The 24,355-nt window shown below is 61.5% G+C and carries 17 protein-coding genes and 2 rRNA genes; 10 read left to right on the forward strand and 9 right to left on the reverse strand.

All coding sequences use genetic code 11. From position 1 onward, the window contains the following. Nucleotides 1-144: 144 nt before the first annotated feature. Complete coding sequence (locus tag AC19YT_RS10655) at nucleotides 145-1,107, forward strand: LysR family transcriptional regulator (RefSeq protein WP_095109270.1); 963 nt, start codon at nucleotides 145-147, stop codon at nucleotides 1,105-1,107. Here AC19YT_RS10655 and AC19YT_RS10660 read toward each other — a convergent pair. From AC19YT_RS10660 to AC19YT_RS10670, 3 genes are all read right to left on the reverse strand, one after another. Next, nucleotides 1,049-1,261, reverse strand: a complete 213-nt coding sequence (locus AC19YT_RS10660; RefSeq protein WP_095109271.1) for a PA3496 family putative envelope integrity protein — start codon at nucleotides 1,259-1,261, stop codon at nucleotides 1,049-1,051. The two genes, AC19YT_RS10655 and AC19YT_RS10660, sit on opposite strands and share 59 nt — an antisense overlap. A gap of 98 nt (nucleotides 1,262-1,359) precedes the next feature. Beyond that, complete coding sequence (hexR, locus tag AC19YT_RS10665) at nucleotides 1,360-2,226, reverse strand: transcriptional regulator HexR (protein WP_095109272.1); 867 nt, start codon at nucleotides 2,224-2,226, stop codon at nucleotides 1,360-1,362. A 180-nt stretch (nucleotides 2,227-2,406) separates the two neighbouring features. Then, on the reverse strand, nucleotides 2,407-5,259 hold the full coding sequence (locus AC19YT_RS10670; RefSeq protein WP_500610212.1) for a putative bifunctional diguanylate cyclase/phosphodiesterase: 2,853 nt from the start codon (nucleotides 5,257-5,259) through the stop codon (nucleotides 2,407-2,409). A gap of 250 nt (nucleotides 5,260-5,509) precedes the next feature. Between AC19YT_RS10670 and uvrD the strand changes: the two genes are divergently transcribed. From uvrD to AC19YT_RS10685, 3 genes are all read left to right on the forward strand, one after another. After that, nucleotides 5,510-7,693, forward strand: coding sequence for a DNA helicase II (gene uvrD, locus AC19YT_RS10675; RefSeq protein ID WP_095109274.1), 2,184 nt, complete (start codon nucleotides 5,510-5,512; stop codon nucleotides 7,691-7,693). A 210-nt stretch (nucleotides 7,694-7,903) separates the two neighbouring features. Then, complete coding sequence (locus AC19YT_RS10680; RefSeq protein ID WP_500610213.1) at nucleotides 7,904-8,776, forward strand: Tim44 domain-containing protein; 873 nt, start codon at nucleotides 7,904-7,906, stop codon at nucleotides 8,774-8,776. 137 nt (nucleotides 8,777-8,913) lie between these two features. After that, the gene (locus AC19YT_RS10685) at nucleotides 8,914-9,321 is read left to right on the forward strand and encodes an SMI1/KNR4 family protein (protein ID WP_500610214.1); all 408 of its coding nucleotides are present in this window, start codon (nucleotides 8,914-8,916) and stop codon (nucleotides 9,319-9,321) included. A 45-nt stretch (nucleotides 9,322-9,366) separates the two neighbouring features. Here AC19YT_RS10685 and AC19YT_RS10690 read toward each other — a convergent pair whose 3' ends face one another. Beyond that, nucleotides 9,367-11,130 (reverse strand): cation:proton antiporter, encoded by a 1,764-nt coding sequence (locus tag AC19YT_RS10690; RefSeq protein WP_095109277.1) that lies wholly within the window; start codon nucleotides 11,128-11,130, stop codon nucleotides 9,367-9,369. 292 nt (nucleotides 11,131-11,422) lie between these two features. On the opposite strand from AC19YT_RS10690, the gene AC19YT_RS10695 reads away from it, so the two are divergent. After that, nucleotides 11,423-11,908 carry an acyl-CoA thioesterase gene (locus tag AC19YT_RS10695; RefSeq protein WP_500610215.1) on the forward strand — a complete coding sequence of 162 codons (486 nt, stop codon included), beginning with the start codon at nucleotides 11,423-11,425 and terminating at the stop codon, nucleotides 11,906-11,908. Here AC19YT_RS10695 and lapD read toward each other — a convergent pair. Both lapD and lapG read right to left on the reverse strand, forming a co-directional pair. After that, nucleotides 11,905-13,860, reverse strand: a complete 1,956-nt coding sequence (lapD, locus tag AC19YT_RS10700; RefSeq protein ID WP_095109279.1) for a cyclic di-GMP receptor LapD — start codon at nucleotides 13,858-13,860, stop codon at nucleotides 11,905-11,907. The genes AC19YT_RS10695 and lapD overlap by 4 nt on opposite strands. Nucleotides 13,861-13,874: 14 nt before the next feature. Then, nucleotides 13,875-14,567, reverse strand: coding sequence for a cysteine protease LapG (gene lapG / locus AC19YT_RS10705; protein ID WP_095109290.1), 693 nt, complete (start codon nucleotides 14,565-14,567; stop codon nucleotides 13,875-13,877). 232 nt (nucleotides 14,568-14,799) lie between these two features. On the opposite strand from lapG, the gene AC19YT_RS10710 reads away from it, so the two are divergent. The 5 genes from AC19YT_RS10710 to AC19YT_RS10730 all read left to right on the forward strand — a co-directional run bounded on the left by AC19YT_RS10710 (nucleotide 14,800) and on the right by AC19YT_RS10730 (nucleotide 21,805). Beyond that, nucleotides 14,800-15,492, forward strand: a complete 693-nt coding sequence (locus AC19YT_RS10710) for a GntR family transcriptional regulator (RefSeq protein WP_500610216.1) — start codon at nucleotides 14,800-14,802, stop codon at nucleotides 15,490-15,492. Between the two features lie 698 nt (nucleotides 15,493-16,190). Next, nucleotides 16,191-16,955, forward strand: coding sequence for a DUF3050 domain-containing protein (locus AC19YT_RS10715; RefSeq protein WP_095109281.1), 765 nt, complete (start codon nucleotides 16,191-16,193; stop codon nucleotides 16,953-16,955). After that, complete coding sequence (locus tag AC19YT_RS10720) at nucleotides 16,952-17,881, forward strand: diiron oxygenase (RefSeq protein ID WP_095109282.1); 930 nt, start codon at nucleotides 16,952-16,954, stop codon at nucleotides 17,879-17,881. The genes AC19YT_RS10715 and AC19YT_RS10720 overlap by 4 nt, the downstream gene beginning before the upstream one ends. Nucleotides 17,882-17,897: 16 nt before the next feature. After that, entirely contained in the window at nucleotides 17,898-21,317 is a 3,420-nt protein-coding gene (locus AC19YT_RS10725; RefSeq protein WP_500610217.1) for an amino acid adenylation domain-containing protein, read from the forward strand. Nucleotides 21,318-21,346: 29 nt separating this feature from the next. Next, entirely contained in the window at nucleotides 21,347-21,805 is a 459-nt protein-coding gene (locus AC19YT_RS10730) for an SRPBCC family protein (RefSeq protein WP_500610218.1), read from the forward strand. A gap of 65 nt (nucleotides 21,806-21,870) precedes the next feature. Here the strand turns inward: AC19YT_RS10730 and AC19YT_RS10735 are convergent, their stop codons facing one another. The 3 genes from AC19YT_RS10735 to rrf (AC19YT_RS10745) form a co-directional block, all read right to left on the reverse strand. After that, nucleotides 21,871-23,751, reverse strand: a complete 1,881-nt coding sequence (locus tag AC19YT_RS10735; RefSeq protein ID WP_500610219.1) for a methyl-accepting chemotaxis protein — start codon at nucleotides 23,749-23,751, stop codon at nucleotides 21,871-21,873. Between the two features lie 303 nt (nucleotides 23,752-24,054). Continuing rightward, nucleotides 24,055-24,170 (reverse strand): 5S ribosomal RNA (gene rrf / locus AC19YT_RS10740). A 104-nt stretch (nucleotides 24,171-24,274) separates the two neighbouring features. Then, nucleotides 24,275-24,355 (reverse strand): 5S ribosomal RNA (gene rrf, locus AC19YT_RS10745); the annotation flags it as partial.

A 24,355-nucleotide genomic window follows, 5' to 3' on the forward strand; every position in this document is an offset into this window, starting at 1 on the left:
GTCGACGAGTGACCAAATGTTTCTGGCCAGCCGCGTAGCCACACTAGTCCTCTCAAGGGATTAACAAAAATCAATAATTATTGGGTCGTGCATAAGCAAAAGCTTATAGTTGAGCTTCCCGCCCGTGACGAGAGTTTTCAGTAAATGCGTAAGTCATTGATGCGTATGACATTGCGTCAACTTCAGATCTTCAATGAGGTCTGTGATTTGCGCTCTTACAGTCGCGCGGCCGAGGAAATGTCCCTCACACAACCTGCCGTTAGCCTACAGATTCGTCAACTTGAAGAGCTGATCGGCCAGCCACTCTTCGATTACGTGGGCAAAAAACTCTACATGACTGAAGCAGCTGAAGCGTTACAGCGCGCTAGCCGGGATATTTTCGGGCGCCTGGAAAACCTCGACATGCAGCTCTCGGACATGCAGGGCTCGCTCCAGGGGCAACTAAAACTGGCGGTGGAATCGAGCGCCAAATACTTCGTGCCGCACCTGTTCGCCGCATTCCGGCGCCAGCATCCGGAGGTCAATCTGCACCTGACGGTCATCAACCGCGCGCAGGCCATACGTCGCCTGTCGGACAACCGCGACGACCTGGTGATAATGTCGATGGTGCCCCAGGACATGGGCCTGGAGTTCCTGCCCTTCCTCAATAACCCCATCGTCGCCGTCGCCCCGCCCGACCACCCGCTGTGCCATCAGGGGCCGCTGCGCCTGCAAGACCTCGAACCCCACACCCTGTTGATCCGCGAACCCGGCTCGGGTACGCGGTTGGCGTGTGAGGAATACTTCAAGGAAAAACGCGTGCACTTTACCCAGACCCAGGAAGTGGCGTCCGCCGAAGCGCAACGCGAATGCGTGGTGGCGGGCCTGGGCGTGGCTTTGCTGACGCGCCACGCCCTGAACCTGGAACTGGCCACCGGCAGACTGGTGGAGTTGCCGGTGGAGGAGCTGCCGCTGTACCGCAGTTGGTGCGTGGTGCAGGCCAAGGCCAAGCGCCTGTCACCGGTGGCCCATGCGTTCCTGGGCTTTATCCGCAGCGAGCGGGCGCAGATCAGTGAGCTGGTTGAGCGTTTCGACGGCCGGCGCTTGGCGCTGCCTGCCAGAAATTGAGTTCTGCCGCGTCAGGCAAATCGCCAATTTGTGCGAGCAACTGCCGCTGCTGGCAACGGTCCTCGATCGCACGGCGAAACGCCATGCGGCGCTGGTCTTCCTGCTGACGACGGGTTTTGACGGCGCTGTTGCGTTCTTCGTAGGGCTGGGCCATTTCGAGTCTCCCAAGGCGAGTACGGGAGTTTCACGATAGGCGCCTAGGGTGACGGTTTGGCGGCGCGGGGGTTACAGGTAGATGACGGTGGCGCCGGCTCAGTCGTCCAGCGCCTTCACCGACTTGGGCGACAACCGCAGGCTACGAAGGCTGCGCTTGACGCTCTTGAGGTGGTTGACCAGGCTCGGGCCACGCGCCATGGCCACGCCCATGGCCAGCACGTCGATCACCACCAGGTGGGCGATGCGCGAGGTCAGCGGTGTGTAGATTTCGGTGTCTTCGTGCACATCGATGGCCAGGTTGACGGTGGCCAGCTCGGCCAGCGGCGTCTGGCTCGGGCACAGGGTAATCAGCGAGGCGCCGCTTTCGCGCACCAGGTTGGCGGTAATCAGCAAATCCTTGGAGCGCCCGGACTGGGAAATACAGATCGCCACGTCCGACGGCTTGAGGGTGACCGCCGACATCGCCTGCATGTGCGGGTCGGAATAGGCCGCCGCAGTGAGCAATAAGCGGAAGAACTTGTGCTGGGCATCCGCCGCCACCGCGCCCGAGGCGCCAAAGCCATAGAACTCCACGCGTTGGGCCTGGGACATGGCGGTCACCGCCCGTTGCAGCGCCACCGGGTCGAGCTTCTCGCGCACTTCCATCAGGGTGTGCAGGGTGGTGTCGAAAATCTTCAGGCTGTAGTCGGCGACCGAGTCGTCTTCGTGGATGGCGAACTGGCCGAAACTGGCCCCCGCCGCCAGGCTTTGCGCCAGTTTCAGCTTCAAGTCCTGGAAGCCGGAGCAACCGATGGCACGGCAAAAGCGCACGATGGTCGGCTCACTGATGCCCACGCTGTGGGCCAGGTCGGCCATGGAACTGTGCATCACCGCCGCGGGGTCAAGCAGCACGTGATCGGCAACCTTGAGTTCCGATTTGCGTAACAGGTGGCGAGACTGGGCGATATGTTGCAACAGGTTCAAAGGATCGGACTCTTGTTATTGGCAGGCGCCAGGGATGTAGCGAGCTTGTAGTTATACTACAAGAATCGTCTTTTTGCCTGCCCGAAACATCACAAAAACGTCCCGCCGCCCACTGTTCTTGAGGCCAGAGCCTTTGTAGCCCTACGGGCGCGATGGCCTGACGCGGCTCAATCCGGCGACCTATCGGCCCAGCAACGCACCCAACTCGCTGGCCTCCACGGGGCGGCTGATGAGGTAACCCTGCACTTCGTCGCAGCCCTCGGCTTTGAGAAAGTCCAGTTGCCGCTGATCTTCCACGCCTTCGGCCACGACCTTGAGGGACAGGCCATGGGCCATGGCGATGATCGCCCGGGTGATCGCCGCGTCCTCGCCGCCCTCGCCCACCCCGCGAATGAACGCCTGGTCGATCTTCACGTAGTCCACCGGGATGCGCTTGAGGTAGCTCAGGGAGGAATAGCCGGTGCCAAAATCGTCGATCGCCAGTTTCACCCCCAGGTCACGCAACTGCTGGAAGGTGGCGATGATGTGCTCGACGCTGTCGAGCAACTGGCTCTCGGTCAGCTCCAACTCCAAGTAGTGCGGCGCCAACCCGGTCTCTTCCAGCACCTGGCGCACCAGGCTGACCAGTTTGCCCTGGCGCAACTGGTGCACCGACAGGTTGACCGACACCCGGATCGGCTCCAGCCCCTGGCGCTGCCATTCGCACGCCTGCCAGCAGGCCTGGCGCAGCACGAATTCACCGATCGGGCCGATCAATCCGGTTTCTTCCGCCAACCCGATAAAGTCCCCCGGCGGCACGCGGCCCATGGTCGGGTGGTCCCAACGCACCAACGCCTCGGCGGCATTCAGGCGCCCGGTGGCCAGGCACAGTTTGGGTTGGTAGAACACCTTGAGCTGGTGCTCATCGATGGCCTTGCGCAGTTGGTTTTCCAGCTGCAAGCGCTCAAGGGTGCTGGCTTGCAGGCTGTCGGTATAGAACTGGAAGTTATTACCGCCCAAGTGCTTGGCGTGCTGCATGGCCATGTTCGACTGGCTGACCAGGGCGGGGATGTCCCGTGCGTTGTCCGGCAGCATGCTGATGCCCATCGAGGCACTGACCACCAATTCGTGCCCCTCGATGTTCAGCGGCAAACGCAGTTTGGCCGACAAGCGTGTGGCCACCCGCGCCAGGCTGGACAAGTTGCCGTAGGCATCGAATAGCACCGCGAACTCGTCCCCGGACAGCCGCGCGATGGTGTCGGCTTCGGGTAGCGCGTTGACCAGGCGCCGGGCCATTTTCTGTAACAGTTGATCGGCCACCTCATGGCCGAGGCTGTCGTTGAGCAGCTTGAAGCGGTCCAGGTTGATGTGTAGCAACGCCAGGCTGCGGCCGCCCTGGCGGATACGTTGGTAGGCATCATGCAGGCGTTCGCGAAACAGCGCGCGGTTGGCCAGCCCGGTCAGTTCGTCGTAATGGCTCAGGTAGCGCATGCGTTCTTCGGAGGCGCGGCGGGCCGACAGATCGGTGAAGAAGCCGACAATATGGCTGACGTTACCCCGCACATCGCGCACCGCCGTAAGTTGCAGCCATTGCGGATACAACTCGCCGTTCTTGCGCGCCTCCACCAGTTCGCCTTGCCAACTGCCGTGCTGCTCCAGCGCCTGGTGGATCACCGGGTAGTGCCGGCGCGCATCGCGGCTGCACGGCAATTCGACGACGTTGCGCCCCAGCATGTCTTCGATCTGATAGCCGGTGACATGGCTGAATGCCTGATTGATGGCGATCAGCGCGTAGTCCGGGTCAAGAATGACGATGCCTTCGCTGGCCGCCTCGAACACCGTCGCCGCCAGGCGCCGCTGCTCTTCCAATTCTTTGCGGGTGCTGATATCGCGCCGGGTGCCGACCATGCGGATCACCCGGCCATTGCTGGTCCGCTCCACCGCGCGGCCACGGTCTTCGATCCACACCCAGTGGCCGTCCTCGTGGCGCACGCGGTACTCGATCTGGTAGTCCTCGGTGCGCCCCTTCAAGTGCTCCACCAACGCCCGCTTGAGCAACGGCACGTCTTGCGGGTGCAGCCGCGGCTTGAGGTGGCCGAGCATGGCCGTGACGTATTCCGGCTCCAGGCCGAACAGCTCCTTGAGCTGGGTGTGGTGCACTTCATCGGTTTGCAGATTCCAATCCCACAGGCCCAACTCGCTGGCCTTCAAGGCCAGGCCCAGGCGCGCCTCACTCTTTTTCAGCGCCTGGTTGGCGGCGTCCAGCTCCAGGCTGCGCTGGGCTACACGTTGCTCCAGGCCGACCTGGGCCTGGCGCAACTGCTCTTCGGCGCTGCGGCGCTGCTCTATCTCACGGGCCAAGTCCTCGTTGAGCTGCTCGCTGCGGTGCTGGGATTGCTGCAAATGCTCGATCAGTGCCTGGTTCTGGAAGCCGCGCAGCAAACCGCGCTGGATCAACCGGTTGACCTGCCACGCCACCACGCTCAGCAAGCCCAACAGGATCAGCCCCAGCCAACCCCAACCCTGCTGCTCGCCGGAACCCCAAAACAGGTAGCCGATGGCAGGCAACAGGCAAGGCAAAGCAAAGGACAGGAACGCCGGCAGGCTCACCGCGTAGGCAACGCTGGCCGACAGCGTCGCCGCGCCGATCAGGCCGAACACCCAGGCTTGCTGAAGGAAACTGTCGGTGGGCACCACGGCGATACCGGCGATACCGAGCGTCAGGCCGCTGGCGGCCGAACCCAGCAGGAACATGCGCTGCCACACCGGTTGGGCCTGACGGGCAGGCAACGCTGAATCGAACGCCGCCACTTGGATCACCCGCAACGCCACCAGCGTCAGCAACCACACCAGCCAGACACTCACCAGCCCATAACGCTGCGGGCTCCACAGCAACGCGGCGCAGACCAAACCGTTGAGCAACATGAAAACCGTCGGCAGCAGGGAGCCTTGATAGAGCAGACGGGTTCGCTCAACCGCCATCTGCGTGGCGTATTGCTGGCGGATAACCTGGGGCGCAACAGAAGGGCCCGACAGGCTAGTGCTGAGTGTCATAGGCGGCGTGTTCTTATAATGGTGAGCCCGAAACGTCGAGCGAGCATACACAAGCCAATGCCCGCACCAAACTGCTCCACGTCATAAAAATCCGAAAACAAAACGCCTCCGCCATCCGCCAAAAACCCTTCAGGCGAGCCCCGCCGTCGTCTGTAGGCAATGACTGACCGGTCGTCCCCGGCCGTTCTTTTTTATCGGTTTACCCAACGCACGGTTTGCCGGGGGTGGCGTGGCACCCTAGAATGCGCCGATGCGCGATGATCTCTCCCTTTTGCTGAACTCTCTCAACGATGCCCAACGCCAGGCCGTAGCCGCCCGCGTGGGTCGTCAGTTGGTCCTGGCCGGTGCCGGCTCCGGTAAAACCCGAGTGCTGGTGCACCGTATCGCCTGGTTGATCCAGGTAGAAAACGCATCGCCCCACTCGATTTTATCGGTGACCTTCACCAACAAGGCCGCCGCCGAGATGCGCCACCGCATCGAGCAATTGATGGGCCTGAGCCCGGCCGGCATGTGGGTCGGCACCTTCCACGGCCTCGCGCACCGACTGCTGCGGGCGCACTGGCAGGAAGCGGGGTTGAGCCAGTCCTTCCAGATCCTCGACAGCGACGACCAGCAACGCCTGGTCAAGCGGGTGATCCGCGAACTGGGCCTCGACGAACAACGCTGGCCGGCCCGCCAGGCCCAGTGGTTCATCAACGGCCAGAAAGACGAAGGCCTGCGCCCCAAGCACATCCAGGCCAGCGGCGACCTGTTCCTGGGCACCATGCGCAGCATCTATGAAGCCTACGAGGCCGCCTGCGCCCGCGCCGGCGTCATCGACTTCTCCGAGCTGCTGCTGCGTGCCCTGGACCTGTGGCGCGACAACCCGGGTTTGCTGGCCCACTACCAAAAGCGTTTCCGGCACATCCTGGTCGACGAATTCCAGGACACCAACGCCGTGCAGTACGCCTGGTTGCGCCTGCTGGCCAAGGGCGGCGACAGCCTGATGGTGGTCGGCGACGACGACCAGTCGATCTACGGCTGGCGCGGCGCGAAAATCGAGAACATCTACCAATACTCCGAAGACTTCCCGGACGCTGAAACCATCCGTCTGGAGCAAAACTACCGCTCCACCGCCGGCATCCTCAAAGCGGCCAACGCCCTGATCGCCAACAACACCGGGCGCCTGGGCAAAGAACTGTGGACCGACGGCGGCGAAGGCGAAGCGATCAACCTGTACGCCGCGTTCAACGAACACGATGAAGCGCGCTACGTGGTGGAAACCATCGAAAGCGCCCTGAAAACCGGCCTGGCACGCAGCGATATAGCCATTTTGTACCGCTCCAACGCCCAGTCACGGGTGCTTGAAGAAGCCCTGCTGCGCGAGCGCATCCCGTACCGCATCTACGGGGGCCAGCGCTTCTTCGAGCGCGCCGAAATCAAGAACGCCATGGCCTACCTGCGCTTGCTGGAAGGCCGGGGCAACGATGCCGCCCTGGAGCGGGTCATCAATGTACCCGCCCGGGGCATTGGCGAAAAAACCGTCGAGGCCATCCGCGAACACGCGCGTCACAGCGATGTGTCGATGTGGGAAGCCATGCGCCTGCTGGTCGTCAACAAAGGCCTCACCGGCCGCGCCGCCGGGGCGTTGGGCGGGTTTGTCGAGCTGATCGAGAACCTCGCTGCCAAAACCCTCGACATGCCGCTGCACCTGATGACCCAAACCGTCATCGAGCAGTCCGGCCTGATCGCCTACCACGAAGCGGAAAAAGGCGAAAAAGGCCAAGCCCGGGTGGAAAACCTTGAGGAACTGGTCAGCGCCGCGCGCAACTTCGAGAACACCGAAGAAGACGCCGACCTCTCGCCCCTGGCGGCATTCCTCGGCCACGCCTCGCTGGAGGCCGGCGACACCCAGGCCGACGAGCACGAAGACAGCATTCAACTGATGACGCTGCACAGCGCCAAAGGGCTGGAATTCCCCTACGTGTTCCTGGTGGGCATGGAAGAAGGCCTGTTCCCACACAAGATGAGCCTGGAAGAACCCGGCCGCCTCGAAGAGGAGCGACGCCTGGCGTATGTCGGCATCACCCGCGCCATGCAAAACCTGGTGATGACCTATGCCGAGACGCGCCGGCTCTACGGCAGCGAAACCTACAACAAGGTTTCGCGTTTCGTACGCGAAGTGCCCAAGGGGCTGATCCAGGAAGTGCGCCTGTCCAACAGTGTCAGCCGTCCCTTTGGCGGCGGCCAAAAGCAGAACTCCTCCAGCATGTTCAGCGGCGCGCAAATCCCCGAAACCGCGTTCAGCCTCGGCCAGCAAGTGCGCCACTCGGTGTTCGGCGACGGCGTAATCCTCAACTTCGAAGGCGCTGGCGCCCAGGCCCGGGTGCAGGTGAACTTCAGCGAGGGCAGCAAGTGGCTGATGCTGGGGTACGCCAAGCTGGAAACTGTCTGACAAGTTCGCGCTCACTCCCGCACGTCACACGGGGGTGAGGCTTACAGAACTTATGGTCATGGCCTACAGACTAAACCTACACAACCTCTTGTGCTGACCGAACCTGAACCCAGCCTGTCAGGCAAAAGCCCGAAACACTCTGCCGCTAGCCAGTAACACTTCACATGTGCACCATGGCGCGCGTGCCATCCACAAATGGGAATTCCCTTTATGAAACGTTTTCTTAGCATCGCCATGGCGTTGTGCATCGGCCTGACGATGAGTCTGGACGCCAATGCCAAGCGCTTCGGTGGCGGCAAAAGCTCCGGCGCTGCACCGTCCCACCAGACCAGCCAAATGGCTCCTTCTTCTCCTGGCATGGGTGGCGCTGCTGCCACTGCGGGCGCGGCCGGTGCCGCTGGCGCCGCTGCCAAGGCCGGCGGTGCTTCACGCTGGCTCGGCCCTCTGGCCGGCATCGCGGCTGGTGGCTTGCTGGCGTCCATGTTCATGGGCGGCGGCTTCCAGGGCATGCAGATCTTCGACATCCTTATCATGGCGGTCATCGCGTTCGTGATCTTCCGCTTCATCGCCGCTCGCCGCCGCAAGCAGCAGGAGCACCTGGCCCCGGCCGGCGCGCCCATGCAGCGTGAAGTGTTTGAAAACAAGCCGTCCATGGGCTCGATCTTCGGCGGTTCGGCTGCTCCAGCTGCTGCGCGCCCGGTCATCAATGCGCCAGCCTGGTTCAACGAAGAGCGCTTCATCGAAGCGGCACGCAGCCACTTCCAGTCCCTGCAACAGCACTGGGACGCCAATGAAATGGACAAGATCGCCGAGTTCGTGACCCCGCAACTGCTCGAGTTCCTCAAGCGCGAACGCGCCGAGCTGGGTGACGGCTTCCAGTCCACCTACATCGACAACCTCACCGTCCAGTTGGACGGCGTGGATGATCGCGCCGACAAGACCATCGCCACCCTGACCTTCAGCGGCGTGTCGAAGACTTCGCGCTTCGACCAGGGCGAAGTGTTCAGCGAAAGCTGGAACATGGAACGCCCGCAAGGCGACAACCAGCCTTGGCTGGTAGCCGGTATCCGCCAGAACGGCTGATAGCGCAACTCGCTAAGCATGTAGTCACAGAAACCCCGGTCTTGGCCGGGGTTTTCTATTTCGCGGTTGCACTTATAGCGAGCTACTGTATAAACCGCCCCATATAAACCGCGCCATCGAGCAAGAGGATTCCGGCCGTGGAAGAAGTCATCGAACAACTGTGTGAAGCCAACGAACCCGTTCCGGTACCGCTGGAGCTGCCCGACGAAGATCAACTGGTGGAAGTCGAAGAACAGCTGTTCATCAATATCCCCTTTGTTTTCAAGGAGTTCCTGCTGACCGTCAGCGACGTGGTCTACGGCAGACTGGAACCGGTCACGGTCACCGACCCACAATCCCACACCTACCTGCCTGAAGTAGCGGCCAACGCCTGGGATACTGGCGTGCCACGGGAGCTGATCCCGATTTGCCAGGACGGCGAGAATTATTACTGCGTCGAAGAAGACGGCACCGTGGTGCTGTGGTCCGGCAAGGAAGAGCTGGTCACCGAAGAGTCCTGGGAATCGGTATGGCACTGGGCGCGGGACGTCTGGCTGGAGAGCTGAGCCACGCCGTTTGAACCCGCATCCAGCACAGCCCTGGGGCGGGTATCAATGTTCGGCGGGGTCCTTGTGGTTATCCAGGGTTTCCAGCAACGCCACCTGCATGCGCGTATGCACACGGATAAACCAGCGCCACAACACCGCCGCCACAGCCGCCGCAACGACGGCTATCAAGATCAACAGCTCATTGGTCGGCAAGATGCTCGACGACAAGGCCGACAGCAACAAGAAAATCACCAGTAACGACAAGATCGGTATCACCTCGGCAATCACCCGCCGCACCCGCTGCGTATGGCGCCCGGCCATATCCGCCTTGACGCCCATCTCCGCCAGCAGCATCGACAGCGCCTTGAGCTTGCGATAAGCCGCAATCAAAAACGGCAGCGACAACAGCAGCGCGCCGCCCCAGATCAAAGCCTTCTGCCAACTCGGCTCCGCCACCCACCCCTGCAAATAGTCCCCAATGCGCTGGGCGAAGAAGCCACCGGAAAAGAAGATCGCCATCACCAGCGCCAGGTTGACCCCCACTTGCAGCAGGATCTTGCGGATCATCTTCGCCAGCAATGCACCTTCGCCCTGGGGCTGGATGCTGCGCAACCATTCGCCATACATGCCCAGCACCCGCGCCAGCCGCTTGGGCATCACTGCCGCAAGCTTCATCGACAAGGGGTCCGCACCGCGAATCAGGTACGGCGTCAGCAGCGTGGTGATCGCGGATACAGCCACCGCGACCGGGTAGAGGAAATCACTGGTGACCTGGAGCGTCATGCCCAGCGCCGCGATGATGAATGAAAATTCGCCAATCTGTGAAAGCCCCATCCCAACCCGCAGTGAGGTGCGCCCGTCATTGCCGGCGATAAAGGCACCCAAGCCGCAGGACAACATCTTGCCCAACACCACCGCCACGGTAATCACGGCAATCGGCCAGGCGTACTGCAAGAGAATCTGCGGGTCGATCATCAAGCCAATGGCCACGAAGAAGATGGCACTGAACATGTCGCGAACCGGCTCGATCAGCCGCTCAATTTTCAGCAACTGCCGGGATTCAGCCATGATCGCGCCAATCAGGAACGCCCCCAGCACCATGCTGTATTCGAGTTTGACCACCAGCAGGCAAAAACCAAAACACAGGCCCAGCACAGTAATCAGCAGCATTTCATTGCTTTCAAACTTCGCCACGTACGCCAGCAACCGTGGCACCAGCAGGATGCCGATCACCAGCGCAACGATCATGAACAACGACAGCTTGCCCACCGTGGAGAACACCTCGCCCGAACTGACGGTGCCGCTGACCGCGATGCTCGACAGCAAGGCGATGATGCCGATGCCCAGGATGTCTTCCACGATCAGAACGCCGAAGATCAACTGCGCAAAGCGCTGGTCCTTCATTTTCAGGTCGTTGAGGGCCTTGACGATGATGGTGGTCGAGGAAATGGCCAAGATCGCGCCGAGGAAGAGTGAATCCATGGTGTTCCAGTCGAACCAGCGGCCGATTTCGTAGCCGATCCAGATCATCAGCACGATTTCCAGGAACGCTGCGATGAAGGCTGTCGCGCCAACCTTGAACAACTTGCGCAGGCTGAATTCCAACCCCAGGCAGAACATCAGAAAGATCACCCCCAGCTCGGCCAGGGTCTTGATGGTGTCTTCGTCGTGGATCAAGCCGAACGGCGGGGTGTGCGGGCCGATGATGAAGCCGGCGACTATGTAACCCAGCACCACCGGTTGCTTGAGCCGGTGAAAGAGGATGGTCACCACACCTGCGACCAGCATTATCACGGCCAAATCCTGGATAAAGCTGATGGCATGCATGGCGAGAGGCTCCTTGAGTTGGACTGATCTTGCTGCTCAAGCCCCAGAACGGAAGAAACGTCTGAGCACGCCGAACAAAAATCTTTATTTAAGGTAGGAAATGCCCTTGGGCCGGGCTTTTGAAGGGTAACACCGCGACTTCTGGCAGAAAGCCGGTGCAATATATGGAAACAGATCACTTCGGGCGTGACGGCCGCCCGCCGCGCGGCGTCCCGATAACGCTGGTTTGAAAAACAACCCAGGTGCCCGCAGAGGCGCCCTCGCTATTGCAGCCTTAACCCGTGAGTGAGCTATGGAACCCGGAAACGCCCAGCTGTCGATGACTGTCTTGATGACCCCCGACATGGCCAACTTCTCTGGCAATGTCCACGGCGGGACCCTGCTCAAATACCTCGATGAAGTGGCCTACGCCTGCGCCAGCCGTTATGCCGGGCGCTATGTGGTGACCCTGTCGGTGGACCAGGTGATTTTCCGCGAGCCGATCCACGTGGGTGAACTGGTGACATTCCTCGCGTCGGTCAACTACACCGGCAATACCTCGATGGAGGTGGGCATCAAGGTGGTGACGGAAAACATCCGCGAGCGCTCGGTGCGGCACACCAACAGTTGCTTTTTCACCATGGTGGCGGTGGACGAGGACCGCAAACCCGCCCCGGCTCCCCAACTGCAACCACACAACAGCGAAGACCAGCGCCGCTTCACCCAGGCCCGCCAGCGCCGCCAGATCCGCCAGGAGCTGGAGCAGCGCTACCGCGAAATCAAGGCCGAAGCCCCTTAATCGGCTTTCGGGCCCCAGGGTGCAGGTTCGCCGAACAACTGGCCCTGCACGCCGTAAAGGCCCATTTCGCGGATCACTTGCAACTCGCCCTCAGTCTCGACCCGCTCGGCAATCAGCGGCAGGTCGATGCTGTGGGCGGCGCGCTGGATGGCTTCGATAAACAGGCGTTTGTCTCCTTCCTGGTCGATGGCACGGATGTAGCTGCCGTCGATTTTCAGGTAGGCCAGGCCCAGGCGCGCCAGGTTGCCGATCATGCTGAAGCGCCCGCCGAAGCGTTGCAGGCTGAGGGAGAAGCCCAGCTCACGCAGGCGCCGGGTCAGTTGTTCCAGCACCGCTTGTTCGGGCAATTGCTCTTCGCCGATTTCCAGGGTCAGCCGCGGCCCCAGGTTGGCGTGTTGGCGCAACAGATCGAAAATCTTGTTCAGTGCCTGAGGGTCGGCCAGGGTCGCGGATGACAGGTTCAGCGCCAGAGATTGGTCGTGCCCGGCCATTTGCTCCAATACCAGTTTGAGCATCAGGCGATCCAGGCGCGCGGTCCAGCCGAAGCGCTCCAACCACGGCAGGAAGCGCCCGGCGGCGATGGTCTGGCCCTGTTCGTCACGCAGGCGCGACAGCACTTTGTAGTGCAGGACCAATTGGGTGTCTTGGCTGGCGACTACCGGTTGGAAAAATAGCTCCAGACGCTGTTGGTCCAGTGCGCGGTCGAGCAGGGTATGCCAAGCGTGGTGGTCGTCGCCCACGCTGGCCGCCGCGCCATGGTCCAGGCAGGTCCAACTGGCCTCGCCCTGGGTCTCGGCCTGGGCCAATGCCTGGTCGGCGAGGCTGAGCAGGGTCTGTGGCGAATCGCCATGGGAGAACGGCGCCAGGCCAATGTAGGCCACCGGCGATACGTCCGAGGCGCCGGTCGCCTGCAAGCTCGCCAGGGTGCCTTCCAGGCTCTGGGCCAGTTGCAGCGCTTCTTCGCGCACCAGGCCCGGCGCCAGCACGGCGAATTCGCCACCCCGGATGCGGGTAATCAGGTTCTGGGTTTCCGGGTACTTGGCGCACTCGCGTTGCAGTTGCTCGCCCACGGCTTGCAGCAACTGGTCGGTGCGCTGCCCGCCCAGGCGCTGGTTCAGGCCCGCCAGGTCCTTGACCCGCAGCAGCATCAGGTAACCGGAACTGGCCTGCTCCGGGTTGCTGACCCGTGCGTTGAGCTGCATTTCAAAATAGCGGCGGTTAGCCAGCCCCGTCAGGTTGTCCTGATAGGATTCCACCCGCAGTTTTTCGCTGCGTTCGGCCTGCTCCTGGAACAGGGCCTTGAGCTTCTCGACCATCTGATTCATCGCCTGCACCACCCGGCGCAGTTCCGGAGTGCGCGGTAGTTCGGGCAAGCTGAGGAATTCACGCCGGGCGATGGCGTGGGACTGCTGCACCATGTAATCGAGCGGCTTCAACTGGCGGCGCAACAGCAGCGCGCCCAGCACTGCGCTCACCGCGCCGCAGATCAGCAACCAACCCAGGCTGCCCAGGGCGCTCTGCCAGAGTTTGGCCAGGGCAAACATCGGGTGGCTGACCACCTCGACTCGCGCGGCCTGCTCCCAGCCACGGCTGACGATGGCATCGCCGCCGGCCGGCTCCAGGCCGATCAGGTTAACGAACCACGCCGGCACACTGACCTCAGGGCTGCCGCTGCGCTCGACCAGGACTTGGTCAGTCGCCAGGTCCACCACGCGGATGCTGGCGTAATAGCCGCTGTCGAAAATCGAACTGACCATCAGCTCGACCATCGCCGGGTCGTCGATATTGGGCGTCAACGACAGCGCCAGCGCCGTGGCCGCGTCCTGGGCATGGGAGCGCAACTGGTTGACGTACTGGGTGCGCGAGCTTTCCAGGCTGACCATGAAGCTGCCGCTGAAGGCGACCACCAGGAACAGACAGATTGCGATCAACAGTTGTTTGAACAGGGACATCTGAGCGCGTGCTCCTAATTAGTCGTCTCGACCGGAAAACCTTCGGCCTTCATTTTTTTCAACACGTCCTGCCAGCGCGACAGACGTTTGGTGTCGCCGACTTTCTTGTTGCCCTTGGCGCCCGGCAGCCACAGCCCCTCGGCGTTGAAAGAGTAGACCGGCAACAGGTCGGTTCGTTGGCTGGCCGGTTGGATCGCGTCGATCAGGCTGTCGAGAACCAGCGGCATGGCCTCGGGGGTTGAATAGTAGGTCAGCACCATGTGGGCGCGATTCTGGCGCAAAGCCTTGACGTACGTAATGCGCAATTTGTCGCTGGAGACCCCGAGGCGGCGCAGGCTGAAGTATTTGGCGATGGCGTAGTCCTCGCAGTCGCCGGCGCCTTTCCAGAGGCCTTCGATGGGGGTTTCCCAGTAATCGACCTGGCCCCACAGGTCGACGTCTTCCATGTAGCGCATCTGTTTGTTGAAGAACAGGTTGACCACCTTGAGCTGCTCTTGCTCGCTGGTCTGCTTTTGCGTAGCCAACAGGTGCTGCCAGGCATCGATACGCTGCTGGCCCTGGCCCAAGGGCCCGTACAGCGCCTCGGCCCGGCGGCTTATCAGGGAAAAATCCCAATCGGCATGCAGGCCGCCCAGCATCAGGCTGGCCAGGAGCACCGCTGAAACCATCCAGCGCAAGGTTCGAGGCAAAGCTAAACGTATCGCCAATGCGATGAAGTCCGGGTGGTCCGTGGAAAACCAATCGATGGTGCAGCTTCGATAAGTAAAAGACAATGGCACCGTGCAATCACTGCATTCGGCGAGCTGTCGGAATAGAATCGCCCACCACCCCGTCTGGCCACCTCGGCGCGCAAAACCGAAGGTTTGACAAGACCTTGGGTGGTCACTAGTGTTAATTGGATCCAATCAAGCCTGGTTATTTTCAGAGGGTAGCGTTGTCGTGACACAGAAGCCGAACCCCTTGAGCAGCATCACCATCGACGGGCCCATACCGGCCCACCTTGCTCGCTCCGTGATTGAACAAACCCTGCGCGCCGCCATCCTCGACGGGCGCCTGCCCTGCGGCACGGCCCTGCGCCAACAAGACCTGGCCGACCTGTTCGGGGTCAGCCGCATGCCGGTGCGCGAGGCCCTGCGCCAGCTCGAGGCGCAGTCGCTGCTGCATGTGGTCGCCCACAAAGGCGCGGTGGTGGCGGCGCTGGTCGAAGGCGACGCGGCCGAAACCTACGCCCTGCGCCTACTGCTGGAATCCGAAGCGCTGCGCCTGGCCATTCCCCATCTCGATGAGGACAACTTCACCGAGGCCGCCCGCTGCATCGAAGCGATGGAAAGCGAAGCCGATTACGCCCAGATCGGCCACCTCAATCGCTTGTTCCACATGGCCCTCTACAACAAGGCTGGTAACCGACGGCTGCTGACCCTGGTGGAGAACGGGCTGATCGAGGAGGAACGCTTTCTGCGCTTTAACCTGCAAGCCATGGGCCTAGGCAAAATCAGCCAGGATGACCATCGACAATTGCTGCGCACTGCTCGCGAGGGCGATATCGAGGCTTGCCTAAAAGCCCTGGAAAAACACCTTGGGCGCGCCGTTGAAGTCATCACCCGCTTTCTGGCAAGTCGCGTCGGGGAATAATCCATTTACAAAAAACCACACCTCCCTCCTGCGGGCACAGCGTTAGCCCGCTAAACCTCTGTGCCGGGCACATGCTTGGTAACAGTCGCGATTTCCTACGGACAAAACCCGAAACAACCCCGCCGCCAGCAATAGCGGCGCCACCCATTTGCACTCACTCTTGTACGGGCCAGCAAAACGCCGGCGCCGCCGCGTCTTCCTGCGCGCCAAGGCGCCTTGGAACGAGCCAACAAGAAGGAGTCTGCCAAACAAAGGTTGCGATCGGGCTGTGCACGCTCGCGCCGCTAAAGAATGCCCTCAAGCTGCGTTTACTTACTCAAGAAGTTGTCAGTCGTGAGGCACTCACGCTGCTATTCCAATTTCGGCTTATTTAAGCCGAAACGAACAACTTCGCCCCAATAAAACTTAGCCAATAAGTTTTAATGCAACTTATCGCACATTAAAAATGCGCAACTTACAAACAGTAAAAAATACTTGCGAAACACTTACTTCTTGCATTAATTTTTAGTTGGCCAGCACTCAGGCTAGTTCGCCTCGGGTGCACGCCACTCTGGCAAAGGCTTATTAAACAACCATGCGGCCTTTGCCATCGGGAGAAAACCGTCCCTTTATCAACTTCTGTTTGAGCCCCGCGCTCGCCCAATAAAAAGAACTTCTCGTCGTTAACGCGTCACACTTATTACGTCAGAGGCCGCCCAATGCTTGCCATTCCAACACCCCTGCAACTGTGCAAAGCGCAATTAGATAACCATCGGATATTTTCCGACATCAACTCACTGGGCAAACTTCAGTGTTTTATGCAAACCCACGTATTTGCCGTGTGGGATTTCATGTCGCTGACCAAGCGCCTGCAAACCGAGCTGACCTGCACCCAGGTGCCGTGGCTGCCAGCGCCCCACCCGCAGGCGACGCGGCTTATCAACGACATTGTGCTGGGCGAGGAATCCGACACGCGGCCCAGTGGCGGGCATTGCAGCCACTTCGAGTTGTACCTGGAGGCCATGGCGGAGATCGGCGCCAGCACCCGGGCCATCGAGCAGTTTGTCGCCCTGCAACGCCAAGGCATCAGTTGGAACGCCGCGCTGCACCGCATCGACGTACACCCGAGCGCCGCGACGTTTGTCCGCCACACCCTCGAAACCGCCCTGAACGCTGCGCCCCACTGCGTCGCCGCCGCTTTTGTGCATGGCCGTGAAACCGTGATTCCGATGATGTTCCAGGGCCTGCTCGACCAATGGCGGATCGGCGCGGATCAGGCGCCGACTTTGCGTTACTACCTGCAACGGCATATCGACGTGGACGCTCACGACCATGGCCCAGCCGCCGAACAGTTACTGGCAAGCCTGATCGACGGCGACCCGCAGCGTGAGGCCGAGGCCCAGGCCGCCGCCCTGGCCGCGGTGCGTAGCCGACTCGCGCTGTGGGATGGCTTGCACGCCAGCATCCAGGAGCTGAGCCAATGAACGCCGCCACCTATCAATCCTTCGCCGACACCTGGGAGAACCGCGCCAGCATCCGCACCCGGCCCCGGCGGATGTTGGAAAACGACGACAAATTGATCTACCCCCTGAGCCGTCAGCCCCTGGTTCTGGGCCAGGCCTTTTTGCGCGAATGCCCGCAGCAGCGCGACTTCGTGCTGGTACAGACCCTCTACAAGTTCATCAACGACGTGGTGATTTTTGAAACCGAAATCGTCGACCAGACCGCCCGCAGCATCGCCAAGAACCGCTTTGGCGTGGCCTTCCCGCCAGCCTGCCGGTATGACGCCATGACCGTGGTCGTGGACGAGGACTACCACGCACTAGTGGCCATGGACTTTATGCAGCAAACCATCGCCCTGACCGGTATCGCGCCCATCCAATTACCCACGCAAATCGAGTTGAGCCGCGCCGTGCCGGCTGCCCTGGCCCTGGCCCCGCCTGAGTTGCGCGCGCCCATGGAACTGATCTGCGTGGCCATTGCGGAAAACACCGTAACCCACGATGTCGCCGCGTTCGCCCGGGACGACACGGTGAAGGCCTCGATCAAGGGCCTGATGGCCGACCATTTGCTCGATGAGGGCCGCCACTCCGGGTTCTGGACGCGACTGGTGCAGATCTACTGGCAGCGCGCCAGCGAGGCCGAGCGCCATTGCCTGGCGCAGATCCTGCCGGTGTTTATCCGCCACTACCTGACCAACGACTTGCAGAACGCCTTCGACTTTCAGTTGATCGATCACCTGCCCGTCAGCCCCGCGGTGCGCCTCGCGCTCAAGGACGAGGTGTCTGGCCTGGCGTTCCCGATCAATCGCCACCACCCCTTGGTCGGCAACATCGTGCGTTTTTTGCGCAGCAGTTCGCTGCTGGACTCGGCCTGCGTCCAGCAAGCAATGGTCGATTACCTGTGCTGATGGGGAGGAACACTGGATGAAATGTCTCGATATTGCACTCATCGGCAACAGCCAGGCTCTGGATGCCATCGGTGAAGAATTGGCGCAACACGGCCACCGCCTCCACTACGCGGCCAGCGATTGCGACCTGTTGATCGAGGACGGCAGCCAAGCGCTGGATAGCCCGATCATCGCCCGCGACAGCCTGCACCTGCGCTTGCAGGAGGCCACCCACGCGGGCGAATGGCTGCCACGCCTGACCCTGCTGTGTTGGCACGGCAGCGCACGCACCAAACGCCTGTTGGACCAGCTGCCACTGGCCCCGGAAAACTCCGGCAACGGCCAGATGCTGCACCGGCGGGCAGTCGATACCCTGGTGGACTACGTCGCGCTGCTGGTCAGCCGTGTGAGCCGCGAGGCCGAGTACCTACAGCACACCACCGCGCTGGATACTGACCACGCCTTGGAGGGCGCCAGCCTACTGCGGTTGCAGGCGCTGGCCTACGTGCACCGGTTCAACGACACCGCCCGGCCTGACTTGCTGTGCCAAGCGCAAACACCGCTCATCGAGCAACTGGACCGCAGCCTTCAGCGCTTTGGCCAACGCACGGCGCTGGTCATTGCCGGCACTCATCTGAGCTATGGCCAACTGCGGGCACAGAGCATGGCGATCCAGCAACGCCTGCTGCCGTTGCTGGCACCGTTGCGCGGCGGCGGGCAGCCATTGGTGGTGGGCCTTTGCCTGGAAAAATCTGCGCCGCTGTACGCCGCCATCCTGGCGATTCTGGGCAGCGACGCGGTGTACCTGCCGCTGGAGCCGGACCATCCGCTGCCGCGCCAGCAGTACATCCTGCAAAACGCCGGGGCGGTGCTGCTGCTCCACGACGGCCAGCATCCGCTGGCGCAACAGATGCCTGGGTTGGACGTGGCCCGCATCGACGCCCGCAGCGCCGACCTGCACCAACCCTTGCTGCACTCGCGCCCCAGCACCGACGCGCCGTGCATGGCGTTCTACACCTCAGGCACGACGGGCCAACCTAAAGGCGTAGTGCTTAGCCAACACAACCTCAGCCATTTTTGCGCCTGGTATGCCGACTTCTGCGAGTTGAATGAACAGAGCAGGGTCTTGCAGTTCGCCTCCCTGGGGTTCGACGCCTCGCTGATCGACATCTTCCCAGCGCTGATCCAGGGTGCGGCGCTGATCGTGCCCAGCGACAGCCAACGCCGCGATCCGCTGCAACTGGCCGCGCTGCTGCGCGAACAGCGCCTGACCCACGGCTTTCTGCCGCCCGCCCTGCTCAGCCTGCTGCCCGGCGACGAACCGCTGGGGCTGGACTGGCTCATGACCGGCGGCGATGTGTGCGAGCCCGAAGCGATTGAGCGCCTCACGCCCCACACGCGCCTGTGCAACCTGTATGGCCCCACCGAAGCCACGGTGCTGGCCACCGCTCGCCCGATGCGCAGCGGCGACCACAACCGCCTGCTCGGCGCGCCCATCGCCAACAGCCGGGTGCTGATTCTCGATGACGCCCAGCAACCGGTGGCGGAGCAGCAAGTGGGCGAGTTGTACATCGTCGGCCCTGGCGTGGCGCTGGGCTATCTGCACAACCCGCAGCAGACCGCCGAGCGTTACCTGGAGTTGCCCCTGCCGGACGGCCAGCGCCTGCGCGCCTACCGCAGCGGCGACCTGGGCAAATGGACCGAAGCGGGAATCGAGCTGTGCGGGCGGCGCGACAATCAGGTGAAAATCCGCGGCTTTCGCGTCGAGCCCGAGGAAATCGAACATTGCCTGCGCGCCAGTCGCCTGTTTGGCCAGGTCGCCGTGGTGATCGACAGCCAGCGGCGCATTCTGGCGTTCGTTGCCCAACCCGCAGGTGAGCAACCGGAACTCGCCCCGCAACGGCTCAAGCAGTGGGCCGCGCAACACCTGCCCGACTACATGCAGCCGCTGGCCTGCACCCAGCTGGCGAGCTTGCCGTGCGCCAGTAATGGCAAGGTGGACCGCCAGGCGTTGCTCAGGCTGCCCGTCACTGTCGTCGCCAATACCTCACGCCAATTGCCCCGCAGCGCCGACGAGGAGCGGCTGCGGGCGCTGTGGGCCGAGCTACTGGAATTACCGGCCGAAGAAATCTGCACCCAGGAAAGCTTCTTCAACCTCGGCGGCCACTCGATCCTACTGTCGCGCCTGCTACTGGGCCTGCGCGAGCAGTTCGGGCGCAGCATCTCGATCAACCGCTTTATCGAAGACCCGACCCTAGCTCGCCTGGCAACCTTGGTGCGCGGCAACGCCATTGAGCAGAACCTCTGCGAACAGGCGCTGGCCGATGCCTGCCGCCCGCTCGACATCGAAGCCTTGGCGTCATCCCGCATGGGCGATGTGGGCAAAGTAATTGTCACCGGCGCTAACAGTTTCGTCGGCGTACACATCGTGCAAGCACTGCTGGCGGCGGGCGCGAGGGAAGTGGCGTGCCTGGTGCGCGACAGCGCCGGGCAATCGGCGGCGCAGCGCTTCGCCCAGTCCCTGCGGGACAACTGCCTGGAGCATCTGGACCTGAGCCGGGTGCAGGTTCACGCCGCCGACCTGACCCGCCCCGACCTGGGGCTGGCGCCGCCGCTGTACGAGCGCCTGGACAGGGAGTTCGGCGCGTTGGTGCACAACGCCGCCAACGTCAATCATGTCCTCGACTACCCGTCGCTGGCGGGTGACAACGTCGAGCCGCTATTGCACCTGCTGCGGTTGTGCGAAGGGCGCAGCAAAAAGATCTTCAATTTCATCTCGACCCTTTCAGCCTGCAGCACCCGCGACGCCGCCGGCCAAGTGCTGGAAGTGGCCGCCGCGCCGACCCCGCCGATCTACCTGCGCAACGGCTATAACCTGTCCAAATGGGTTGGCGAACGCCTGCTAGAGCGCGCCCGCGAGCGCGGTGTGCAGGTCAACCTGTACCGCCCGGGCAACATCAGCTTCAACAGCCGCAACGGCGTATGCCAACCCCATAAAAACCGCTTGTTGTTGATGCTCAAGGGCTCACTGCAACTGGGCCTGGTGCCACGTCTTGAACTGAACTTCGACTTGATGCCCGTGGACTTCCTGGCCCGCTTCGTTGCTTGGCACAGCAGCCGTTATCAACCCGCCCGCAGCGTCTTCAACCTGCATAACCCTCAACCCTTGAGCTGGGCGGCCTATGTGGCCGCGTTCGAACAGGTCGGCCACTGTTTTGAATGGGCGACCGTGGCCCAGTGGCAGCAACAACTGGCCCGAGTCGACAGCCAGAACGCGTTGTTCGGCGTGCTGGGCTTCTACCTCAACGGCTTTGAAGAGGACATCGGCGATATCTCCATGATCGGCCACACCAATGCCCGCCATGGCATCAAACAAATGGGCGAGCACTACCCGGAAAAATCCCCAGCGCTACTGCGCAAAGGCTGTGAGTACCTCAAGCAGATTGCCTTTATCTGACACCACCCAGCGCATACAGGAGTAAGACCATGAACCACCCCCAACCCGACACCCTGATCCGCAACCCCAACGGCAACCCGATCACCGCCAGCGTCGAGATTCGCGCATCGGCCAGCCGTGTCTGGGCCGTGGCCGGCGAGTTTGCTGGCTTCGACCGCTTCATCCCAGCACTGGAGCGCATCGAGATGACCGGCCAAGGCCCGGGTTCGCTGCGCAAGAAGTTCTTTAAAGACGGCAACCTGGTGGTCGAACAGCTCAACCATCGCGACGAGCAGGCCATGACGATGACCTGGACCACCCTCTACAACACCCTCGGCGTCGGTCAGTTGTGGGCAGCCATGGTGGTTGAAGCCGCGGGCGCCGATTGCTCGCGTGCCACCTGGACCATCATTGCCGAACCGACGCAGGGTGAGGCCGATGCCTTCGCGCAGTTCGTACAGGGTTTTGCTGACGAGGCCATGGGCAATCTACGCACGCTGTTTGCGTAAGCGGCCCATAAAAAAACGCGATGAGCCTGGCAGGCTTCATCGCGTTTTGCTGTAGCGGCTGCGCCTCAGATCTTGAAGCTATCGACCAATTGCTTGAGTCGATTGGCCTGCAACGACAGCGCGTCGCAGTCCTTCAAGGTTTCGTTGAGGTTGGCCACGCCCTGCTGGTTCAACAGGTTGATCTGGTTGATGTCCACGTTGAGGGTTTCCACCACCGCCGTCTGCTCTTCAGTAGCCGCGGCCACCGACTGGTTCATGCCGTCGATTTCCGTGATGCGCTGCGTCACGCTGACCAACCGTTCGCCAGCCTGGTTCGCCACTTCGACGCTTTCCTCGCTGGAAACCTGGCTCGCGTTCATGGTGGTAACCGCTTCGCGAGAGCCGATCTGCAGCGACGTAATCATCTTGTGGATCTCTTCGGCCGACTCCTGGGTGCGGTGTGCCAGGTTGCGCACTTCGTCCGCAACCACAGCAAAACCACGACCCGCCTCGCCGGCACGGGCCGCTTCGATGGCTGCGTTGAGGGCCAGCAGGTTGGTCTGTTGGGAGATGCCTTTAATCACATCGAGAATGTGGCCGATGTTGTCGGTACTCGCATTCAGCGTTTCGATCTGGGTGCAGGACAAGCTGATCTTCTGCGACAACTCGGTCATCGCCAGGATGGTTTTTTCCACCACCTGCCGGCCGTCATCCGCCTGCTCGCTAGCACCGCTGGCATGCTGCGACGCATCAGCCGCGTTGCGGGCAATCTCCTGGGTCGCCGCCCCCAGCTCATTGATGGCCGCCGCCACGCTGTTAGTGCGCGCACTTTGCTCATCGGAACCGACAATGGAAGCGTTGGATGAAGCCATCACCCGTTGCGACAAATCATGAACCTGGCGGGTAGCCGACGACACTTCCGAAATCGATGCGTGAATACGCTCCACAAACTGGTTGAAAGAGCCGCCCAGCACGCCAAATTCGTCCTTGCTCTCTACCGTCAGACGACGGGTCAAGTCACCTTCGCCCTGGGCGATGTCCTGCATCGCACGGCCCATGGTGGTCAACGGACGCATCAACACCTGAATCAGCAAGCTCAACAGCACCGCAATGGCCGATACCGCGATGAACATGGCGATCAATGCAGATGTGCGGAATTGGCTGAGAGGTTCGTAAGCTTTGTCCCTATCGATCGACAGGCCGATATACCACTGGGCATTCGGCAACCCAGCGACGGGGGTGAAGGACAGAATGCGTTCCTGCTGGTTGAGCGTCACTTCCTGTGCAGTCTTCTCCAGGCGCAGTGCGGTGCCTGGGTAGATGTCCTTCAGGTTTTTCATCACCTGATCCTCGTCCGGGCTGACGATGACCTGACCGTCGCCGCTGACCAGAAAGGCATGGCCGATGCCACCGAAGTCCACCGAGTTGATGATGTTCATCAGCGTTTGCAGGCTGAGGTCACCACCGACCACACCCAGCAGTTGCCCGTCTTTCTTTACCGGCATGGCAATGGTAACGATCAACCCGCCCACCGCAGCCTTGTAGGGCGGCGTGAGCATGGTCTGGTTGGCCGCAACGGCCTGCTTGTACCAAGGACGCTCGCGGGGGTCATAGCCGTCGGGCATTTTGGCGTCAGGCCGCTGAGTGAAAACACCGTTGCTCTGGCCAACGTAGGTGAATTGGAAATTCGAGGTGAAGGCCGGTTGGTCCACCAGGCCCGGGAAGTCGGCCTGGGCGCCTTGGTGCGCGACGTTCTGGGCGAGGCTCTCCAGCACCAAGATGCGGCCGCTCAGCCAGTTCTGCACGCTGCTGGCGGTCAAGTCGCCGGCCTGTTCCACCGAGGCCTCAAGGTTTTGCTTGATCGTGTTCCGCTGCAGGTAGTCGTTGTACAAAGTGAACAAGGCAAAAGCCAGAACCACTACGCCAGAGGCGGCCAAAAGGATTTTATGGCTGAACTTGAGATTCATTTCATGGGACTTCTTATGCAAAAAATGGGGGGTCATCCGTGTCGCGTCATTCCATGTCGCCGCGCAGGCAGCATTCTATGGCTGCTCTACTTTGGTGCACGCTCGTCTCAGTACATGTCGGCACCACGGCGATAAAACTTAGGGCTTTGTAAGAAATAGACGACATAACAGGCAAAAACCTGCCGGACGGCATGCTAGAGCGGTATGGCGGGGTTTAGGGAAAGGACAAAAAAACGCTGAAAACAGCAGGGACCAGAAAGACAAAACCCCATTTGCTTTCGCAAATGGGGTTTCGGAATTCAATCTTGACGATGACCTACTCTCACATGGGGAAACCCCACACTACCATCGGCGATGCATCGTTTCACTGCTGAGTTCGGGATGGGATCAGGTGGTTCCAATGCTCTATGGTCGTCAAGAAATTCTGTGTGCGGCTCGTTAAAGAAACGGGCTCGCGAAAATCTTTAGCTTCTACTTAAAACAAAACCCCATCTGCTTTCGCAAATGGGGTTTCGGAATTTAATCTTGACGATGACCTACTCTCACATGGGGAAACCCCACACTACCATCGGCGATGCATCGTTTCACTGCTGAGTTCGGGATG

The organism is Pseudomonas sp. MF08875 (assembly GCF_059862525.1).

Coding starts and splice junctions, on each gene's coding strand:
- AC19YT_RS10655 (WP_095109270.1), top strand. CDS start 145: ATGCGTAAGTCATTGATGCGTATGACATTGCGTCAACTTCAGATCTTC.
- AC19YT_RS10660 (WP_095109271.1), bottom strand. CDS start 1,261: ATGGCCCAGCCCTACGAAGAACGCAACAGCGCCGTCAAAACCCGTCGT.
- AC19YT_RS10670 (WP_500610212.1), bottom strand. CDS start 5,259: ATGACACTCAGCACTAGCCTGTCGGGCCCTTCTGTTGCGCCCCAGGTT.
- uvrD (WP_095109274.1), top strand. CDS start 5,510: ATGCGCGATGATCTCTCCCTTTTGCTGAACTCTCTCAACGATGCCCAA.
- AC19YT_RS10680 (WP_500610213.1), top strand. CDS start 7,904: ATGAAACGTTTTCTTAGCATCGCCATGGCGTTGTGCATCGGCCTGACG.
- AC19YT_RS10690 (WP_095109277.1), bottom strand. CDS start 11,130: ATGCATGCCATCAGCTTTATCCAGGATTTGGCCGTGATAATGCTGGTC.
- AC19YT_RS10695 (WP_500610215.1), top strand. CDS start 11,423: ATGGAACCCGGAAACGCCCAGCTGTCGATGACTGTCTTGATGACCCCC.
- lapD (WP_095109279.1), bottom strand. CDS start 13,860: ATGTCCCTGTTCAAACAACTGTTGATCGCAATCTGTCTGTTCCTGGTG.
- AC19YT_RS10715 (WP_095109281.1), top strand. CDS start 16,191: ATGCTTGCCATTCCAACACCCCTGCAACTGTGCAAAGCGCAATTAGAT.
- AC19YT_RS10720 (WP_095109282.1), top strand. CDS start 16,952: ATGAACGCCGCCACCTATCAATCCTTCGCCGACACCTGGGAGAACCGC.
- AC19YT_RS10725 (WP_500610217.1), top strand. CDS start 17,898: ATGAAATGTCTCGATATTGCACTCATCGGCAACAGCCAGGCTCTGGAT.
- AC19YT_RS10730 (WP_500610218.1), top strand. CDS start 21,347: ATGAACCACCCCCAACCCGACACCCTGATCCGCAACCCCAACGGCAAC.
- AC19YT_RS10735 (WP_500610219.1), bottom strand. CDS start 23,751: ATGAATCTCAAGTTCAGCCATAAAATCCTTTTGGCCGCCTCTGGCGTA.